Origin of the sequence: Streptomyces genisteinicus (assembly GCF_014489615.1) — a bacterium.
In the GTDB taxonomy this organism is placed as follows: Bacteria; Actinomycetota; Actinomycetes; order Streptomycetales; family Streptomycetaceae; genus Streptomyces; species Streptomyces genisteinicus.
This window is the reverse complement of the sequence record NZ_CP060825.1, coordinates 4,637,451-4,655,958: the sequence shown is the minus strand read 5'-3', so window position 1 is coordinate 4,655,958 and position 18,508 is coordinate 4,637,451. Positions and strand designations below refer to the sequence as shown.

Annotated in this window: 20 protein-coding genes; 2 read left to right on the top strand and 18 right to left on the bottom strand. The window is 72.2% G+C overall.

Annotated features, from left to right (window positions below; genetic code table 11):
* Positions 1-43: 43 nt before the first annotated feature.
* The gene (locus IAG43_RS20440) at positions 44-1,060 is read right to left on the bottom strand and encodes a prepilin peptidase (protein WP_187742148.1); all 1,017 of its coding nucleotides are present in this window, start codon (positions 1,058-1,060) and stop codon (positions 44-46) included.
* Between the two features lie 123 nt (positions 1,061-1,183).
* On the opposite strand from IAG43_RS20440, the gene IAG43_RS20435 reads away from it, so the two are divergent.
* Positions 1,184-1,546, top strand: coding sequence for a DUF192 domain-containing protein (locus IAG43_RS20435; protein ID WP_187742147.1), 363 nt, complete (start codon positions 1,184-1,186; stop codon positions 1,544-1,546).
* 62 nt (positions 1,547-1,608) lie between these two features.
* Here IAG43_RS20435 and IAG43_RS20430 read toward each other — a convergent pair whose 3' ends face one another.
* From IAG43_RS20430 to IAG43_RS20350, 17 genes are all read right to left on the bottom strand, one after another.
* Positions 1,609-2,418, bottom strand: a complete 810-nt coding sequence (locus IAG43_RS20430) for a hypothetical protein (protein ID WP_187742146.1) — start codon at positions 2,416-2,418, stop codon at positions 1,609-1,611.
* Between the two features lie 154 nt (positions 2,419-2,572).
* Entirely contained in the window at positions 2,573-2,935 is a 363-nt protein-coding gene (locus tag IAG43_RS20425) for a hypothetical protein (RefSeq protein WP_187742145.1), read from the bottom strand.
* Positions 2,935-4,566 (bottom strand): polymorphic toxin-type HINT domain-containing protein, encoded by a 1,632-nt coding sequence (locus IAG43_RS20420; RefSeq protein ID WP_187742144.1) that lies wholly within the window; start codon positions 4,564-4,566, stop codon positions 2,935-2,937. The genes IAG43_RS20425 and IAG43_RS20420 overlap by 1 nt, the downstream gene beginning before the upstream one ends.
* A 172-nt stretch (positions 4,567-4,738) precedes the next feature.
* A complete protein-coding gene (locus IAG43_RS20415; RefSeq protein ID WP_187742143.1) occupies positions 4,739-5,389 on the bottom strand; it encodes an OmpA family protein in 651 nt (216 codons plus the stop codon).
* 8 nt (positions 5,390-5,397) lie between these two features.
* Positions 5,398-5,994, bottom strand: a complete 597-nt coding sequence (locus tag IAG43_RS20410) for a hypothetical protein (RefSeq protein WP_187742142.1) — start codon at positions 5,992-5,994, stop codon at positions 5,398-5,400.
* A gap of 29 nt (positions 5,995-6,023) precedes the next feature.
* Positions 6,024-6,623 carry a pilus assembly protein TadG-related protein gene (locus IAG43_RS20405; RefSeq protein WP_187742141.1) on the bottom strand — a complete coding sequence of 200 codons (600 nt, stop codon included), beginning with the start codon at positions 6,621-6,623 and terminating at the stop codon, positions 6,024-6,026.
* Positions 6,624-6,628: 5 nt separating this feature from the next.
* The gene (locus IAG43_RS20400; RefSeq protein WP_147987921.1) at positions 6,629-6,868 is read right to left on the bottom strand and encodes a hypothetical protein; all 240 of its coding nucleotides are present in this window, start codon (positions 6,866-6,868) and stop codon (positions 6,629-6,631) included.
* A 203-nt stretch (positions 6,869-7,071) separates the two neighbouring features.
* The gene (locus IAG43_RS20395) at positions 7,072-8,232 is read right to left on the bottom strand and encodes a response regulator transcription factor (protein ID WP_187742140.1); all 1,161 of its coding nucleotides are present in this window, start codon (positions 8,230-8,232) and stop codon (positions 7,072-7,074) included.
* A 52-nt stretch (positions 8,233-8,284) separates the two neighbouring features.
* On the bottom strand, positions 8,285-9,595 hold the full coding sequence (locus tag IAG43_RS20390) for a sensor histidine kinase (RefSeq protein ID WP_187742139.1): 1,311 nt from the start codon (positions 9,593-9,595) through the stop codon (positions 8,285-8,287).
* A 48-nt stretch (positions 9,596-9,643) separates the two neighbouring features.
* Complete coding sequence (locus tag IAG43_RS20385) at positions 9,644-10,531, bottom strand: DUF5936 domain-containing protein (RefSeq protein WP_187742138.1); 888 nt, start codon at positions 10,529-10,531, stop codon at positions 9,644-9,646.
* Between the two features lie 13 nt (positions 10,532-10,544).
* Positions 10,545-11,486 carry a type II secretion system F family protein gene (locus IAG43_RS20380; protein WP_187742137.1) on the bottom strand — a complete coding sequence of 314 codons (942 nt, stop codon included), beginning with the start codon at positions 11,484-11,486 and terminating at the stop codon, positions 10,545-10,547.
* 6 nt (positions 11,487-11,492) lie between these two features.
* Positions 11,493-12,830: a TadA family conjugal transfer-associated ATPase gene (locus IAG43_RS20375; protein WP_187742136.1), complete on the bottom strand. Its 1,338-nt coding sequence runs from the start codon at positions 12,828-12,830 to the stop codon at positions 11,493-11,495.
* Positions 12,831-12,872: 42 nt separating this feature from the next.
* Positions 12,873-13,247 carry a TadE/TadG family type IV pilus assembly protein gene (locus tag IAG43_RS20370; protein ID WP_187742135.1) on the bottom strand — a complete coding sequence of 125 codons (375 nt, stop codon included), beginning with the start codon at positions 13,245-13,247 and terminating at the stop codon, positions 12,873-12,875.
* Positions 13,244-13,690 (bottom strand): TadE/TadG family type IV pilus assembly protein, encoded by a 447-nt coding sequence (locus IAG43_RS20365; protein ID WP_246574459.1) that lies wholly within the window; start codon positions 13,688-13,690, stop codon positions 13,244-13,246. The genes IAG43_RS20370 and IAG43_RS20365 overlap by 4 nt, the downstream gene beginning before the upstream one ends.
* Before the next feature lie 3 nt (positions 13,691-13,693).
* Positions 13,694-14,953 carry a CpaE/TadZ family protein gene (locus IAG43_RS20360; RefSeq protein WP_187742134.1) on the bottom strand — a complete coding sequence of 420 codons (1,260 nt, stop codon included), beginning with the start codon at positions 14,951-14,953 and terminating at the stop codon, positions 13,694-13,696.
* Between the two features lie 7 nt (positions 14,954-14,960).
* Positions 14,961-15,683, bottom strand: a complete 723-nt coding sequence (gene cpaB / locus IAG43_RS20355) for a Flp pilus assembly protein CpaB (protein ID WP_187742133.1) — start codon at positions 15,681-15,683, stop codon at positions 14,961-14,963.
* 102 nt (positions 15,684-15,785) lie between these two features.
* The gene (locus tag IAG43_RS20350) at positions 15,786-16,664 is read right to left on the bottom strand and encodes a hypothetical protein (RefSeq protein WP_187742132.1); all 879 of its coding nucleotides are present in this window, start codon (positions 16,662-16,664) and stop codon (positions 15,786-15,788) included.
* A 333-nt stretch (positions 16,665-16,997) separates the two neighbouring features.
* Between IAG43_RS20350 and IAG43_RS20345 the strand changes: the two genes are divergently transcribed.
* Positions 16,998-18,497, top strand: coding sequence for a hypothetical protein (locus tag IAG43_RS20345; RefSeq protein ID WP_187742131.1), 1,500 nt, complete (start codon positions 16,998-17,000; stop codon positions 18,495-18,497).
* Positions 18,498-18,508 lie beyond the last annotated feature (11 nt).

Genomic DNA, 18,508 nt, shown 5'->3' with positions numbered 1-18,508 from the left:
GGGGGCGGGAGGGCTGGGGCGGGCCGGGTCGGCGGGTTCGCGGTCAGGCGGCGGCGAGGGCTCCGAGGAGCAGTCCCAGGAACGCGCCCGTGATCATGAACGGACCGAAGGGGATCGCCGTCCGGCGGTTCGCCCGGCGCATGAGCATCAGCCCCACCCCGTAGACCGCGCCCAGCAGGAACCCGGCGAACGCCCCTGCGAACAGCACGGTCCAGCCGTACCAGCCCAGCACCACGCCCAGCGCCAGGGCGAGTTTGACGTCGCCGAAGCCCATGCCGTTCGGGTTGATCAGGAAGAGGAGGAAGTAGACCCCGCCGAGGGCGAGTCCGCCGAGCAGCGCGGTGGGCCAGGAGCCGCCGTCGCCGGGTGCGAGCTCCGCCGCCCCGAGGAGGATCGCCGCCGCGGCGGCGAGGGGCAGGGTCACTTCGTCGGGCAGCCGGTGGACGTTGCGGTCGACGAGGGCCAGAAGCACGGCGAACGGCACGCAGAGCAGCCACACCACCAGTTCCGGGCGCGGTCCGGTGGCCCGGCCCAGCAGCAGGCAGACGAGCGCGGTGACCACGGCCACCGGGACGGAGACCCGGTAGGGGACGGGCCGCCGGGGCCCGTCGGCGGCGGTCGGCGCCTCCGCGACGGGAGCGCGGGTGCCGGGTTCCGGGTGGGCAGGGCCCGGCTGGGCGGGACCCGGGTGGGCGGGAGTCGCGGTGGAGGGCCGGCCGCCGCCCTGCTCGCCGGGGAGGGGCCGCGGCTCGCCGGGCACGGCCTGCGGCTCGCCGGGGAGGGGTGTCGGCTCGCCGGGGCGACGGGGAGCGGCCGCCGTGCCGGGGGCGGCGGCGAGGGGGCGCGGGGGCGCCTGGGACGGGGCGCCGGACGCGCAGGCGGCACAGCGCGGGAGGCCGAGCCAGCCGCCCGCCGAGCCGGTGAGCGGGTGGCCCTGCGGGCAGGCCGCCCGCCAGTCGTCCTCGGGCTCGACGGACAGCCGGTACGCGGCCCGGGGCACCAGCAGCCCGGTGGCGGCGCCCCAGACGGCGGCGGCTACGGCGATCGGCGTCACGTCCACGGCAGGACCCTAGGCCGGGGCCCGCCGCTCCGTCATGGGTCCGGGGGCCCACCCGGCGGCCGGTGCGGACCCATTCGTACGACCACTCCCCGCCGGCGGGAGACGCGGAGTACGGTCTGCGCCATGGGCGGATGGCGGGACGGCACGGCCGAGTTGCGGATACCCGGGCACGAGGCGCCGGTGCCGCTGCTCGTCGCCGCCTCGTACCGGACGCGGACCCGTGGGCTGCTCGGCAGGGACGGCGTCGACGGCGCGATCCTGCTGACCCCGTGCAACAGCGTCCACACCTTCCGGATGCGCTTCGCCATCGATGTGGCGTATCTGGACAAGGAGTTGCGCGTCCTGCACGTGCACACGATGCGCCCCGGCCGGCTCGGGGCGATCCGCCTGCGCGCCCGCCATGTGCTGGAGGCGGAGGCCGGGGCGATGGCGGGCTGGGGGCTGGTGCCCGGCGCGCGGCTGACCGTGGACGGCGGCCGCGGCTGACCGTGGACGGGGCCGCGGCGCGTGACGTCCCGGCGGCACGCGGCGACACGGCGGCCGCGGCCCTACGGGAGCTTGGCGGTCTGCCGGACGACCAGCTCGTCCGGGACGGTCGGTGCCGTCCGGCCGGCGAAGTCCGCCGTGTAGAAGGTGACGACCGTGGCCCCGCGCCGCACCACGTGGAACACCAGCGGGATCTTGTCGCCGCCCAGCGCGCCCGTCAGCTGGTAGGCGATCGACTCGTCGCCCGCGGCGGGAGCGCTGACCGTCCGCACCTCGGAGTAGGTGGAGACGCCGTCGCCGCCGCGGGCTGTGAAACCCTTGGCGCACGCGCCGACGGCGGCCCGCAGCCCGGAGAGCACCCGCTCCGCGCCGCCGTCCGGGTGCGAGGTGAGGATCAGGGTGACGACGGTCTGGGTCTCCTCGCCCTCCTCCCGGGTGTCGACGGCCGTGCGGTAGACCGTGGCCGAGCCGGCCGGCTGCGGGGCTCCGTTGACCACCGCGGCGAGCGGTGCGCAGTCGGGGTCGTCGGACTTCTCCGTGCCGGGCTCCTCGCCGCCCTGCATGGGCGTCACCTCGAACCCGGGCACCTCGCCGGAGGCGAGGGCGGCCTTCGCGAGCCCGTCCTCGGTCAGGACCTCGCCGCTGCTCGGGGCGGTGTCCGCGGGCGGGACGGAGGGCTCCGCGGCGGGCGCGGCCTCCCGGTCCGGGGCCGTGGCGGACGCGGCGGGCCGCCCGGCGTCCTTGCCGCCGCCCTCGCCCGTGCCGCCGTCCTCGCAGGCGGTGATCCCACCCGCACCGAGCAGCACGGCGGTGCCGGCGAGCGCCACCCGGCGCGCGGTGTTCCGTACGGTCCTGCGGGTCCCCGTGCTCATGCCGTTCCCCTCCTGCTCGACGGTCTCCCCGCACGCTAACAAGCGCACGGGCAGCGGGACATGGGCCCGGGGACCCATGGCGGGATCGTGCCGCCGCGGCGCGTCGGTCCACGGCTCGCGGCGCGGCGGCGTACTCCGGACAGCCGCGCGGCGGTCACCCCGCGGGGCGGATCCTGGCGAAGGCGGCAGCCAGATGCGGCCCCAGCGAGCGGACGATGTCATGGCCGGGCTCCCCGGGGAAGGGCAGGTCGTTGAGGAACGAGGTCACGATGACGGCGTCGGCCTCCTTCACCCCGAGGGCGAGGCGTTCGTCCAGGAAGTCGAGGGTGCGCCGCCAGTCGGGGGCCTCGGGGTCCTGGCCGAGGTAGGAGCGCACGGTCTCCTGGACGACGTCCCAGAAGAACACGTGCGGCAGCACACCGTCCTGGTCGAACATGTGCGACTCGTACATCTCCTCGAAGCCGGGCACCTGCGCCACCAGGTCCCGCACGAGCTGCACATCGGGCGTCGTCGTCATCAGCAGTCCAGTCCCGGGTAGTTCTTGGAGCCCTTGTACGTGCCGGCGACGGCGTCGTCGATCGCCTGCATCAGCGTCCTGGCGATCTGGATGTCCTTCTCGGTCCTGACCACCGGCACCTTCTTGCCGCCCTTGAGCCGCTTCTCGTCCTTGGTGAGGAAGTTGTTGAGCGCGGCCCTCATCTGCTTCGCCTTCTCGACGTGGTCCTTGCCCTCGACCGCCTCGCTGCCGAGCGCCTCGGCGTTGGCCGCGGCCATCGCGCTTCCGTCGCCGACACGGTTGGGGTTGCCGACCCCTTTGTACATCGAGTTGATGATGTTCTGCAGATCCTGGTTGTCGACCTTCGGCGCCGTCGCCGGCCCGTCGTTGTTGTGGACCAGGATCCCGCTGCCCGCGGCCACGACGTAGTAGGTGTGGATGTCGCGGACGGTCAGGTCGTGCGTGGTCTGCCGTTCGGTGTAGCGCGACACCGCCGTGACCGGCAGCGGCTCACCGTGCTCGCTGCGCAGGGTGTTGCCGCGGGTGATGTCGCCGGCGTCGCTCCAGCGTCCCTCGTCGGTCAGCCAGAACGGGTGGGTGTCGGTGACCGTGACCGTCGACGGACCGCCTGCCGTGCGCACGGTCAGACGGGTGAAGTGCTTGTCGTCGTAGGTGGTGATCGCCTGCTCGACGAGCCGCGCCTCGGTCCGCCCGGTGTAGGGGTCCGTCGCGACGACCTTCTCGCCGACCGCGACCCGCTCGATGGCCACTCGCCGCCCGTCCGCGAGCAGGACCGGCGTGCCGGGCAGGAAGCTGTGCCGGACGGGGCAGGTGGTCGGCTTGTCGTCCGGCTTCTTCTCGTCGGGTTTCTTCTTGTCCGGGTCGTACTTCTTCTTGGCGTCGTCGAGGGCCTTCTGGGCGTCCTTGACCTTCTTGCGGTTCTTGACGAGCCCGGTGAGGCCGTCGTACAGGTCGCCGCCGTGCTTCTTGAGCTTCTGGATGAGCTCGTAGGCCTTCTTCCACTTCCACGGCGCCCCGTACTTGGCGGCCAGCTTGCCGACCGCACCGCCGACGAGGCTGGTCAGCACGTTGATGAGCGTCTCGGTGCAGGCGCCCATGTCGCCCTCGGTGATGCAGTCGAGGGCGTCGGTGATGCCGAGTTCGTCGGCGAGGATCTTCGCCAGTTCCTTCGCCGCCCGGATCGCCTTGTCCTGGTCGGCCTTCTCGGCGGACTGCGCGTCCCGGAGGTCCTTGAGGGCCTTCTCGTAGGCCAGCTGTTCGGGGGACTTGCCGCCGGGATCCCCCGGGTCGCCGGCGTTCCCGGCGGGGCGGTCGGCGGGTGCGGTGCCGTCGCCGTCCCTGCCGTCCCGGGCCTCGTCGAAGCGGCCTCCGCCGTCGCCGCAGTCCCCGCCGCCGGTGATACGGCACACCTGTGCGCCGATCTTCACCGTCAGCTCCTGGCCGATACCGGTCGCCACCAGCGAACCGATGATCGCCACGACCACCAGACCGAGCCCGACGTACTCGAGCGGCGTCTGGCCCCGGTCCCCCCTGCGCCGTCCGCGCAGACCCAGCAGGCGCACATCCGTGCGCGGCATGCCGCGCCGCACGCGGCGGCGCAGGACCCTGCGTGCTTCCCCCAGTACCGACATGCTCGCCACGCTAGGGAGGAACGGCCTCCCCGTCATGGGCCCCCGGGCCCAACACCGGTCTCAACGGGCCGCGTTGCGCGGCAGCGGCGGCCACGGCCGGCGAGCGCGGTAGAGCGCGCACGGCCGGGACCGCGTCGCAGGACGCGGTCCCGGCCGTGCGGGGAACAACGTGTCAGCCGCCCGCTCCGCGCGGGTACGAGACCTCCACGCGGCGGTTCTTCTTGCGGCCCTCTTCGTTCGAGTTGTCGGCGATGGGGAACTGCTCGCCGTAGCCGCGGACCTCGTAGGTGATCCCGGCGTCGCTCAGCGCCTTCGCCAGCACCGAGTGCACGGCGTCGGCCCGCTGCTTGGACAGCACGTCGCCGTGGGCCGAGGACCCGAGGTCGTCGGTGAACCCGAAGATGCGGACCTTCTTCGCGTTCTCCTTCGTGATCTCGGCGGCGATGGCCTGGATGCGGCCGTTGGCGGCGGGGCTGAGCCGTGCGCTGTCCTTGCCGAAGAGCACCTCGGCCTGGAGCGCGTACTTCACGTCCGAGTTGGTGTCCTCGCGGCGCTCCTCGCCGCCTTCGGACTCGATCACGGACTTGATGTCGAGGACCTTGGCGGGGGCGAGGGTGGCGCCGTCGACCATCTTGAGTCCGGGCGCGTTCGCGTCCACCTGGACAGGCGGCTCGGCGGATGCCTCCGTGCCCGGCGGGACGCTGGGCTTCTCGTCGGCGCGGGCCGGTGCGGAGAGCACCTGTACCGCCGCCACGACCGCCGCGGCCGTGACGACGGACGCGGTGACGCGAGCCGGCGTTCTGCGGGTGCGTGAACGTGTCATGGCGTCCGTCACCCCGTGATCTCAAGGGTGGTGTTCGGGAAGGACGGCAGCTGGAAGTCGACTTGGGTCGTCGACTCCGGGGGCGCCGGGAACTGCATGAAGATCGGAAGCTTCTTGCCCGCGTCCACCTGGGTGAAGCCCGACGTGCACAGGCAGCGGCCGTCCGTGTCGCGCAACACGTAGTAGCGCTTCTTTCCCACCTTGTCGACCAGCGTCGCGCCACCGACGGACTGGCCTCCCCCGCGCAGCTCCTCCTCGGTGCCGCGCCACTCCGTCGTGGCGTAGTAGGCGGCACTGCCGGTGTTCTCCACCTGGCCGTTGACCGTGACGAAGCCGCCGCTGTCGCGCTCGACCGAGTTGATCATCAGGACCATGCCGTCACGGCCCTTGACCGTGGCGATCACCTGCTCCGGGTCCGGCTGGGCGGACGACCCGGCCGACCCCTCCTTCTCCTTCTCCGCGGGCTTGCTGGACGAGCTTGACTTGTCCTGGTCGTCCTGCTTGCCTTCGTCGCCGCCGCAACCGGCCAGGGCGAGGACGAGCCCAGCGGCCGTCACCACCGCCGCCGCCCCTCTGCGGGCCTTCAGGACACGCCGAATGCTCATGTGTGGAATTCCTTCTCTCGTGTTCGCTGTCAATCGACCAGTTGGACGGCGAAGAGGTCCTTCGCGTCGGGAAGGTCCGTCAGGCTGTCCTCGAGATCCCAGCTGCCGGTGTCGCACGTGAGCACCGGAAGAAGATCGAGGTCGTCGGGAAGCTCGAACTCGCACAGCGGCCTGACGGCGGCTTTGGCGTCGGCCGTGCCGAACTTGGCCTCGGTGCCCGGGATGACCGAGTCGCCGACCGGCTTCTGGGTCCGGACGCCGACGCTGAAGGTCAGTCCGCTGCGGCCGGGTTCGGCGCTGCATCCCGGCGCTCCGTCGAGGACCGCCCCGTTCTTGGCCGCGAACTGGGCGGCCACCCCGCAGGAGGGGGTGATCGGCGCGTAGCCGTTGAAGATGTCCAGCCACGCCGTCGGGTCCTGGAGGGCGTCGAGCCATTCGGCGGTGAGCTTCGCGCGGGCGTCCTGGGCGGCCGCCAGCGCCGCGGCGTCCGCCGCGCCCTGTGCCGTGTTCCGGGTCGCCGACGCCTGTCCGACTGCGAAGAACGCGAACGCGAGGAAGAGCAGGCCCCCCACCATCACCACGTAGATGGGGAATGCCTGCCCTTGGTCCTTCGTCGAGCGGTGGCGCAAGCGGCTCAGCCGGCCTTGATCTTGTCGATCTGCTCGTTGATCTTCTGCGTGATCTTGCCGCCGATGCCCGTGCCGACGATCGCACCGATGATCACCACGACCACCATGATGATGCCCAGGTACTCCAGCGCGGTCTGGCCCTTGGAGCGCTCGCGGTCGGTCATCCGACGGACGACCGTGTTCTTCCAGCCGTTGACGCGCAGCTGCGTGTTGACGGTGGCCTTCAGCAGAGTGTCGTTCGACATGTCGTCCCCCTTCGGGTTCGGCCGACCGCCGGTCGGCCGACGCGTACGTCTCGGTGCCGTCCGCGGTGTCACCGGCTGTGCGGTGCCCCCCGCTGTCGACAGCGGAAACGTACGGCCGCGGGGCCGGCCCGGCAGAGGGCCCCTGGACCCATTTCCGGGCCCAATCACGCGCCCGGTTCCCGAGCCGTCCGGTCGTCACTCGTTCAGCCATGGCCCGTCGCCCCCCTGCCGAAACCGTGGTCGGTGCGCGCGGTGCCGATCCAGATCGCGATGGCCTCGCTCCGGGTGGTGCTGTGCAGCTTCGCGAAGATGCGGTTGATGTGGTTCTTGACCGTCTTCTCACTGATGAAGCAGGTGGCGGCGATCTGCTGGTTGCTCATGCCGGACGCGATCAGGTCCATCACCTCCACCTCCCTCGCGCTCAGGCCGAACTCCGCGTGTGCGCGGCCGGGTTGGGGCGTCGTGCGATGAGGATCCGCGCCACCCCCGTGCCGTACGGACGACTGTCCCACAGCCGATTGCAGATGCGAAGTGTCTTCGCCGGTATTCGGTGAAGTCGAGACGATCGGAGCGGGGCCCCACCCCTCGGACGCCGCTTGGCCACCGAACGGCCCGGGCGGCTGGACCGGATACGCGGGGCGGGCGGCGTACGCGGCGCCGAGCCCGTCCGGCAGGGGGTGCGCGCCCACCGGGCCGCCGTCCCGGCGGAACCGGTCCAGCAGGGCGTTAGCCGCCGTGGCGGTGAAGTGGGCCCGCCCCTCCTTCACGTCCCGTACGGCCGCCACCAGCTGGTCGGCGGTGAACTCGCCGTGCACCAGGTAGCCGCCCGCGCCGAGGCGCAGGGCCTCGTGCACGATCTCGCTCTCGCGGCTGTAGGTCAGCATCATCACGGGGGCCGCCCGGGCCAGGTACGGCAGGGCGGAGATGCCGTCGACGCCGGGCATCCGGACGTCGAGGAGGATGACGTCCGGCCGGTGGGTCCGGGCGGCGTGCAGGGCCTGGGCTCCGTCGGCGGCCTCGGCCACCACGCGGATGTCCTCGCGGCCGCCGAGCAGGACGGTCAGCCCGGCCCGGACCACGGGGTTGTCGTCGGCGACGACGACCCGCAGCGGCGCCTGCACGGCCGGGGGGAAGGGCTCGGCCGGGGGGAAGGGCTCGACCTGCTGCACGGCCGGGTGGAAGGGCTCGGTCTGCGGCAAGGGTTCGGCCTGCGGCTCGGCCGCGGGCACGGGCTCCGGCTGCCGGGCGGCGCCGGCGGCGTACGGGCGGTCCGAGTGGGGCTCGGTGGCGTGCGACGACGTGTGTTGTGAGGCACGGGGGGCGATGAACTGCTGACCCGAGGTGCGTGAGCTCTCGTCCGGCATCGTGCGGCCTCCTCTCAGAGGGTGGTGCGTCGTGGGGACGGTGGGTGCGGTGTCACGGGGCGTGCGGCCCCGGTGGAGCGGGTGTCGCGGGCAGGACGGCCGCGAGCGGCAGTTCCAGGCGCACTTCGGTGCCGGCGGCGGCGCGGCCCCGGCCGATGCGGATGCGGGCGCCGATCCCGGCCGCCCGCTCCACCATGCCGACCAGGCCGAAGTGCCCGGCGCTGCGCAGCCCTTCGAGAGTGGTGCCGGGGGGCAGGCCGCTGCCGTTGTCGACGACGCTGATGCGGAGCATGCCGTCGACGATCCCCGACTCGGTGCGGACCCGTGTCGCCCCCGCGTGCCGGCTGCTGTTCTCCAGTGCCTCGCCGGCGATGGTCAGCATCTGCCGGGCCACGGCCCGCGGCACCGGCGGCACGGGCGGCCCGGCCAGCCGGCGGACCTCCACGGCGATGCCGGTGCGCCGTCCGAAGTCCTCCGTCTTCGCGTGGAGTTCGCCGACGACGTCGACGCCCGAGGAGTGGAGGTCGTCGCCCCGCCGCAGGTCGCCGAGGAGTTCGCGGGACTCGGCGGCGGCGCGGCGGGCGGAGCGGGCGACGAGCTCCGCCTGGTGCCTGACGGTGAGCGGGTCCATCCGGCCTGCCGAGGCGGCGAGTCCGTCGGCGGCGAGGGCCAGGCCGTGCAGGGTCTTGGCGACGGAGTCGTGCATCTCGCGGGCGAGCCGGGAGCGTTCGCCGGTGACGGCCTCGGTGACGGCGAGGCGCGCACGGGCCTCGGTGAGCGCCTGGCTGGCGGTGCCGAAGCGCAGCAGCAGATTGCGCAGGGTGACGCCGGCGGCCCCGGTGACGACGCAGAAGCCGGGCAGCAGGAGCGCGTTCCCCGGCGTGGCGACGGCGTCGGCGTCCGCCCCGTACACGGCGAAGAGGATCAGCGCCTGGAGGCAGGCGAAGCACGCGGCGCCGCGCCATCCGTAGGCCAGCCCCGCGAGGAGCGGGGTGCAGACGGTGACGTAGCCGAGGGTGCTGTCGGGGCCGGCGGTGATCAGGAGCAGGGAGCCGAAGACGGCGTCCGCGGCGAGCAGCGCGGGGTGGCGGAGCAGCAGCGGCCCCCAGCGCTCCCAGTCCCGGAAGAGGCCGTAGGAGAACATGAAGGTGACGAGCACCCCGGAGGCGACCAGGTAGGTGGGCAGCCCGGGCCGCGCCGACCCGAGGGCGATCGGGGAGGCGAGCGCGATCATGGCGAGGCGGAAGCCGAAGACCTGGCGGCAGAGCGCCTGGAGGGCGTTGACCTGGATCGCCAGGGTGGGCAGGGTCTCCGGGGCGGCGGCCGCGCGGGCCGGCGAGTCGGGCCCGAGCCCTCCCGTCATCCCCCCGGTGTGCAGGGCCACTGCGGTCCCCCCTCCGCCGGCACGGTGTCAGCCCCCGACCGAGCTGAAGTCGGCGTCGGCGCCGAAGACGAAGGCCGCGACCAGCAGGATCATCGTGGCCGGGACCATGATCGACGTGATGGTGAGCGTGGCCTTGGGGACGGCCTTCGAGGCCCGGCGGCGGGCGTTCTGGGCGTCGGTGCGGCGCATGTCGTTGGCGATCTGGATGAGCGTCTCGGTGATCGGCGCGCCGAGTTCCTCGCCCTGCTGCAGGGCGGTGACGAACTGGGCGACCTGCTCGGAGTCGTTGCGCCGGCGCAGTTCCTCGAACGCCTTGCGGCGGCCGACGCCCATGTCCATCTGCCGCAGGGTGATGCGCAGTTCGTCGGCCCACGGGCCCTCGTACTTGTCGGCGACGCGCTCCAGGGCCTCCCGGAAGCCGAGTCCGGCGCTGACGACGACGGCGAGGACGTCGAGGAAGTCGGGGAGGGTCCGTTCGATCTGCTCCTTGCGCTGGCGGATGGCGGCGAAGATGCCGACCTCCACCCAGAAGACCCCGAACGCGATCATGAACAGTGCCAGGAACGGCTGGCCGCGCAGCACCATCGCGAAGGCGCCGAGGGCCCCGAGGATCCCGTACACGGCTCGCCGCGCCGCGTAGCGGTCGATGGTGAGGCCGCCCGGGTTGCCGGCGAGGTCGATCCTGCGGCGCACCTTGTTGACGCGGGCGGGGCCCATCATCCGCAGGACGGAGCCCGCGTAGCGCATGCCGAGGCGGTCGACGGCGGAGCCGACGGCGGTGGTGCGGGTCGCGCCGACCTCCAGGGCGACGGCGAGGTCGCCGGGGAGCTTGGCGTCGGCGCGGTACATGCGGATGCCGTGGAAGGCTCCCGCGACGCACAGGGCGGTCAGGAGCGCGAGTGCGAGTCCGGTCATGGCGGCGGCCCCCTCAGACGTCGATCTTGGACAGCCGGCGGATGACGAAGACGCCCAGCCCGTACAGGACGAGTGCGACGACCACCGCGGTCTGGCCGAGGAAGGAGCTGGTCATCCGGTCGATGGCCCCCGGCATCACGCGGTCGAGCAGCAGCAGGGCTCCCAGGCCCATCGCGGGGACGGCGTAGGCGGTCATGTTGACCTGCGACAGCTGGGTGCGGACCTCGCGCCGGGTCTCCTTGCGCTCCTCCAGGGTCTCGGTGAGGTTGCGCAGGGAGCCGACGACCGTGCCGCCGGCCCGGTTGGAGAGCACCAGTGTGGTGACCAGGACGACGAGTTCACGGGAGGGGAGGCGTTCGGCGAGTTCGCCGAGGGCGTCGTCGATGGAGTGGCCGACGGCGAGCTTGTCGGACACCCTGCCCAGTTCCTCGCCCGCCGGGGCCTCCAGTTCCTCGGCGGCCATCGACAGGGCGGTCCGCAGCGCGAGGCCGGCCTGGGTGGCGTTGGCGAGGATGCGGGAGAGTTCGGGCAGCTGGTTGATGAACTTCTCGATCCGCTTGTTCCGCTGCCAGTTGAGGAAGCCGAAGGCCCCCCAGATGCCGAGCAGGCCGGCGATGGGGCCGAAGAAGGAGGCGAAGACCGTCTGCGCGGTGATCCAGAGCCCGGCGACACCGACGACCATGTACACGAAAAACTCGCCGGGCGTGATGTCCAGGCCCGTCGCCGCGAGCCGCAGTTCGATGCGTCTGCCGAGCGAGGTGCGGCGGAGCCTGCGGTCGACGGCGCCGAAGCGCCGCCTGCGCAGGCCGGTCTCCTCCATGGCGCCGGTCTGGGAGAGCCGGTCGAGGAGGGCGCGGTGCTGGGAGCGCCCGGAGGACCACGCGTGGACGCCCGTCACGGCGAGCACCCCGCACAGGAGCGTGCCGCCGATCGTCAGCAGTGCGGTGTTGGTCATGGGTGCCTACCTGGCCTCTCGGACGGCGAGCTGGTCGCGGTGCGCGGCGACGCCGAAGGCCTGCGGCACGGGCTGGCTCGCCATGAAGAGCCGGTCGGCGATCCGGCGGGGCAGGGGGTGGTGGGCGAAGGCGCCGTGCACGCGCCCGTCCGCGGCCATCGGCAGGGCGTCGAACCGGGCGACGCTGGCGAGCCGGTAGGGCTCCTGGCCGCGGGAGTCGAGGAGCGCGATCTCGCTGATCTTGCGGGCTCCGTCGGCGTGCCGGGTGAGCTGGACGATGCAGTCGACGGCGCTGTTGATCTGGTCGCGGAGCGCTTCGAACGGGATCTTCACCTCGGACATGGAGGCGAGGGTCTGGAGGCGCATCAGGGCGTCCTCGGCGCTGTTGGCGTGGACGGTGGCGAGCGATCCGTCGTGCCCCGTCGACATTGCCTGGAGCATGTCAAGCGTCTCGCCGCCGCGGACCTCGCCGACCACGATGCGGTCGGGGCGCATGCGCAGCGAGTTGCGCACCAGGTCGCGGATGGTGATCTGGCCCTTGCCCTCGACGTTCGCGGGGCGGGACTCCAGGCGGATCACGTGCTGCTGCTGGAGCTGGAGTTCCGCCGAGTCCTCGATGGTGATCACGCGCTCGCCCTCGGGGATGAGCCCGGAGAGGGCGTTGAGCAGCGTGGTCTTGCCCGTGCCCGTGGCGCCCGAGACGATGATGTTGAGCTTCGCCTGGACCAGTGCCGACAGCAGGAGGAGCATCTGCTCGTCGAGCGAGCCGAACCCGATCATCTCGTGCAGGGTGAAGGCCCGCGGGAAGCGCCGGATGGTGAGGGTGGCTCCGGAGAGGGCGAGCGGCGGGATGATGACGTTCACGCGCTCGCCGGAGGGCAGGCGGGCGTCCACCATGGGGTTCGACTCGTCGACGCGGCGGTTCACCGTGGAGACGATGCGCTCGATGGTCTGCATGAGCTGCTCGTTGGAGGCGAACCGCAGCGGCAGCAGCTCGACCCGGCCGCCGCGCTCGACGAAGATCTGGTCCGGGCCGTTGACCATGATCTCGGTGATGGAGGCGTCCTCCAGCAGCGGTTCCAGTACGCCCAGTCCGAGGGCCTCGTCCACGACGCGGCGGATGAGCTGCGAGCGTTCGGACGCCGAGAGCACGGGTCCCTCGCGGCTGATGATGTGCCCGAGCACGCGCTCCAGCCGCGCGCGCCGGTCGGCGGCGGCGAGCGAGGACATCTCCGCGAGGTCGATCTCCTCCAGGAGCTTGGCGCGGTAGGTGGCGACGAGATGGCCGTCGTCGCGCCCGCCCCCGCGGTCCTCGGGGGCGCTGATGCGTGCCCGCAGGCTCATGTGTGACTCCTCAGCTGTACTGGAGCGTTCGTGCGGTCCTGATCAGTCCTTGGGCATGGTGGAGCTGCGCTCCGCGTACCCCCAGTCGTCGACGAAGGGGACGACGGACGGGATCCTGATGCGCACGGTCGAGGTGACCTCCCCGCCGCCGGGGCGCGAGGTGTGCAGGTAGTCCCCCGGTCCGTCGGTGAGCCAGCCGCTGACGGCCGCGCGGCCCGCGTGGGCGCTGTGGGTCCGCCAGTCGTCGTCGCTGTCCGCCCGGGCGGCCGCGCGGGCGGCGGTGCCCGCCTGGACGCTCGCGTAGGCGGCGATGCCGAGCTGGACGGCGGCGAGCGCGAGGAGCAGCAGCAGCGGGAGGAAGCCGGTGAACTCGAGGGCGACCTGGCCGCGGTCGCGCCGGCGTGAGGACACGGTCATCCCCCCTCCTCGACGGTGGCGGCATGGCCGGTGACGTCGAAGGGGAAGCTGACGAAGCCCGGGAACAGCACCGGGACCCTCAGCCGCACCTCCGCCTCGTACAGGCCCCCCGCGGCGGAGCCGCAGGAGACCGAGGAGCCCTGCCGCCAGGTGTCGAGGTCCTCGGTGGCGGCGGAGCGGCACTGCGCCGCCGGGGCGGGGCCGACGGCGCCGGCCCGGGCGGCCGAGTCGGCGGCGTCGCCGGCGAGGATGTAGGTGTAGCCCAGCAGGGCCGACTGCCACAGGATGACGCAGACGGCGGCGATCAGCGGCAGCATGCCGAGGAACTCGACCGCCACCTGCCCGCGGTCGTCGAGCCGCCCGCGGTGTGCGCGGCGGCCACCCGTGTCACCGTCCCCGTGCGGGAACGCCGTTCCCGTCTGTGGTGCGCTCAGCACGCGCATCGCTCAACTCTCCCCCTTGTCGCCGCGGCGGCGGCGTACGCCGATGGAGCCCCGGTCGCCCCGGAACCTGCCCGCCTTGTCCCTGCTCTCGGGCGCCTTGACGATTCCCAGTTCGCCCGCGAGCCCCCACAGGGCCTGCTTCACGGACGACTTGGCCTCCAGATCCTGCATCCGGCCGGCGTCCACGGAGGCCTGGAGCTCCTTGAAGTTCGCGGGGACGGAGGTCCGGGCGACCCGGGTGCCGGTGATCCGTTCGATGAGCGCAGGCTGGATCTCGGTGTTGCGGATGAAGCGGTTGACGAGGGTGACCGTCTCCTCGGCCTTGCGGATCTGGAGCCGGTCCCAGAGCCGGACCATGCGCTTGGCGGCCCGGACCGCGACCACGTCGGGGGTGGTGACCAGCAGGGTGGTGTCGGCCATCTCGATGGCCGCCGCGTTGGCGCTGTTCATCTGGGTGCCGCAGTCGACGACCACCACCTCGTAGCGGTTGCGCAGGGCGCTGACGATCTGGCGCACGGCCCGGTCGTTGACCTCCTCGCCGCGCTCCCCCTCGCCGGGGGCCAGCAGCAGCCCGATGCCGGTGTCGTGGCTGAAGACGGCGTCCTGGAGGACCCGCGGGGAGATGTCCTGGATGCCGGCCAGGTCGACGATGGAGCGGCGGAAGGGCGCGTCCAGGTAGGAGGCGACGTCTCCGGCCTGGAGGTCCATGTCGACCAGCGCGGTCGTCATCCCGGACGCCCGTGCGGCGAGGGCCAGGTGCACGGCGGTGAGGGTGGTCCCCACGCCGCCCTTGGCCCCGGAGACGGTGAGCACGGTGCCGCCGGGTCCGGTGAACACGTCGCCGCCGGCCCCCAGGTGCCTGCGGACGCCGAGCGACCAGGACGCGGCGGCCTGGACCCGCTGGGTGAGCTCCTCGTACGACAGCGGCAGGGCCACCAGGCCGCGGGCGCCGGAGTCCATCGCCGCGGAGTAGAGGCCCGGGCTCGCGTCGGCGGTGACGAGGACGACGCCGACCGCGGGGAAGCGCAGCGCCACCTCGCGTATCAGCTCCAGTGCCGGGACCGGCCCGATCCGCTCGTGCACCAGCACCACTTCGGGCAGCTCGTCCAGGGACTCGCCGGCGAGCCGGGCGAGGGTGTCGAGCAGGGTGGTCGAGTCGGCCACCGGGGCGGCGGGCTCGGCGTCCGGCAGCTGGCTGAGCAGCGTGGTGACGGATCGGGCGGCGTCGGCGTCACCGACGGCCGGGAGGATGCGTGTCGTCATCCGGCCCTCACTTGTTCCGGTCCTCGTCGAGGGTGTACTTGCCTTCACCCGGACGCAGCGTGGTGGGACTTCCCTTGGCGATCAGGGCGAGGCGCACGTGGACGGCGAAGGACTCCGCGTACGCGACGCGCTGCGCGTCCTGCGTGTTCAGGGCGAACGTGATGGGCACGGCCTGGGTGGCGACGGCGTCGCGGTCGTCGCGCCGCGGCTCCAGCGCGGTGAGCTTCCCGACGTCGATGACCTTGGCGTTCGGGACGATGATCCGCGACTCGGCGACCTGGCCCTCGTCCCCTCGCCCCTCGTCGCCGAAGGTGGCGAAGATGTTGACCAGGTCGCCGGGGGTGATCTTGCCGGCGACGCCGGTGGCGGCGTCGATCATGATGGCGATCTCCTGTTCGCCGTTCTCCAGTGCCGGGCGCTTCACGTACATGTCCGTCTGGAGGAGCGAGCCCTTGCGCAGCTGGGTGACGGCGATCTTGCCGTCGACCATGGATATGTCCGTCACCGCACTGGTCGAGAGCCACCGCTCGGGCATGCTGATCTTCTCGAACTGATCCGCCTGGAGCTGCGTGTACGGAGCGACGTCCGCCTTGATGCGATAGGCCGTCACCTCCGGTCCGACCTTGGAATTCACATCGCTGATCACCGACAGCACGCCGACGAAGGCACCGAAGGCGCAGAGGACGGAGAGAAGCAGGAGAATGACACCGCGGCGTTGCCGTGAATTCATGAGCGGGACGACCTCGATGGGGAGTGGGGACGAGAGGGCGGACGGTGCGGGTCGGCCGGTCCGGCGGTGCGTCGGCGCCGGCCTCTTTCCGGCGGTCGGCGGTTATGAGCCCTGGTTCATGGGTTTTCCCTGGCTCAGGACACCGGACACACCGGTTCGGTTCTCCGGGGGCAGCAGCGGGGCGGCGCAGAATCCGCAGCGATCACCGATGATCTCCAGTCCGCACCAGGTGCATTTCTCCCGCTTGACCGAGGAGACGAGCTGGTAGATGAGGGTGATGTCGGGGAGGTAGGCGGCGAATTCGATCAGTTTCCGGGTTCCCCACCAGCGCGGGGACTCCTCGGGCAGCGGCGCCTCGTGCACCGCCTGGCAGTGCCAGGCGGGCGCGAGGGCGGCGGTCGGCCAGTCGCTCTGGAGCTGCCCCCTGGCGACCAGCAGGTGGTTGCCGAACTGGGGTCCCGTCAGGTCGCCGTGGCCGATCCGCACGAGCTGCGGGTCGGGGTGGGCGACGACGCCGAACTGGGTGCCGGGCACCCAGGACTTCGCGTGGGACTTCAGACCGACCGGCACCCGGTCCAGGCGGGCCACCGAGCCGAGCACGGCGCCCGCGTGGATGTAGTGGGCGAGCAGGCGTGCCGCCGAGGCGACGACGCCGGCGCTGAAGTCGCAGAGGGACAGCTGGCGCAGCTGGCGGACGAGGACGGCGACCCCGAGCGGGGGGAGCGCCGTCTTCAGCAGGGCGATCCGGTCGGTCTCCAGCACCGAGCGGACGGCGTGCAGTCTGCGTTCGTGAACCACCGGGAGGGATGCCGGGTAGAGCACGACGGCGTAGCCGTGCTGCTCCAGCAGGACCTGTGTGTCGGCCAGCGCGGCGTCGAGGGTCTGGGCGTCGGGGTGCGGCATCAGCGCAGCCGTCGGCGTGTGCTGGTCCGTCGGCGGCAGCACCAGATCAGCGCTGGTGACGGCGATGGCGGTCTGCACGCTCAATATCCCCGTTCGGATCCGGCTTCCGGGCGTCCGGCCGCCGCTTCTCCACTGCTCGTGCTCCTGCCAGCACTCTAGCCAGGTCCTTCGGGGCAGAGAACAGTTTTCAGACCCCCCGCGGGCATCCCGTGACGCACCCGGCCCGGGAAACACGGAGAAAACAGTCGTTCGTCAACTCCTGTCACATGGCGTCGAATTGTGGTCAACCGTTTCTGCTGATTGGGCCCCCATTGGGGCCCCCGGGCCCACGCCGGGCACCGGACCACGTGCGTACGCTCCCCTTCCGATTCCGTGTGCGAACCATGCGTGTGACCTGGGAGGGGGCGTCCCATGAGACGTGACCGGGGGGCGACGGCGACCGAGTACCTCGGCGTCGTGGTGGTCGTGGCCACGCTCGTCGGCGCGGTGGCCGGATCCGGAATCGGCGCGGCGATCACCGAGAAGATCATCTGCGCGATCGACGGCTCCGCGTGCGACGGCCCGGCGGACACCGGGGCCGCCCCCCGCACCGACGCGGACTACGAACCGCCCCTGTGCCAGGTCTCGTCGTTCAGCGACAGGGCCGGGGCGAAGGCGAAGGTCCTCTTCGTCGAGTGGGGCGAGGAGTACGGCTTCCAGCAGCAGACGTTCCGGGCGAAGACCGACGTCAACAGGGACGGCACGGTCGACGAGAAGGATCAGCAGGTCACCATGACCTTCACCGACGCGGCGTCGGTCGCCGCGAAGAAGGACTGGAAACCGGGGGCGAAGGTCGGGAGGTTCGGGTCGGACAAGGTCGAGCTGGGCGCCGGGATCAAGGTGACCAACGGCGACACCTGGGTCTTCGACAGCGAGGCGGACGCGGCGGCCTTCCGGGACGACATCGAGGGCCTGAAGACCTACGAACTCGCCAACCGGCACGCCGACGCGCGCGGCGGCGGGCTCGGGAACAGCCTGCTGTACCTCTTCGGCAAGGGCCCCATGGCCGAGGAGGAGAAGCTGCGCGACCGGATCGAGGACAAGCTCGGCGACCGGCACATCAGCTACGGCAAGGTCGGCTTCGAGGCGAGCGCCGCCGGCGGCATCAGGATCGGCGCGGGGGACGACAGGAAGCTGAGCGCCGCCCTCGGGGGCAACTTCAGGTTCGCGCCCGAGGTCACCTGGACGGACAACAACCACAAGGACACCAAGTCCTACACCTACTCGGCGGCCGTCGAGTACGGCACCAAGGCCGGCTACGAGGCCGGTTCGATCAGCGGGGAGTCCTCCGCCTCCACCACGCAGACGGGCACCATCACCGTCACCCACGACAAGAAGACCGGCGAACTGCTGCGCATCGACATGACGCGCACCGTCGAGAAGGGCACCGCCAGGGACGGCGCCAAGGCCGGCGGCGACAACGGGAAGTCCGGCGACGACAAGCGCGGCAACAGCGGCGGGGTGAAGGGCTCCGACCAGACGACCGGGATCGAGGTCGTCACCCACTCGGTGGTCCTGGAGCCGGGCGCGGAGGGCGCGGCGCAGCGGGCGACCGCCCAGGCGTGGCTGGACGGCGGCGGCGACCGGGGCGCGCCGTTCGCGTACCTGTTCTCGGACAGGGCGCCCACCACCCGGCCCGGGTCGGACGACCCCTTCGGGCAGCTGCTCTTCGACGAGGGGCTGTCGAGCCGGACGACGTACACGGGGCAGACCGAGGCGGCGGAGTACGGCTTCGAGCTCAACCTGGGGCTGAGCCTCGGCTTCTCGGTCTCGACCGAGAAGAAGGAGGAGACCCTTCAGGACGCCGAGTTCCTCGGGGCCCCGAACGGGAGCAGCCGTGACTACACGCCGTACAGCTACTGTGCGAACTGACCGGGCCGAGG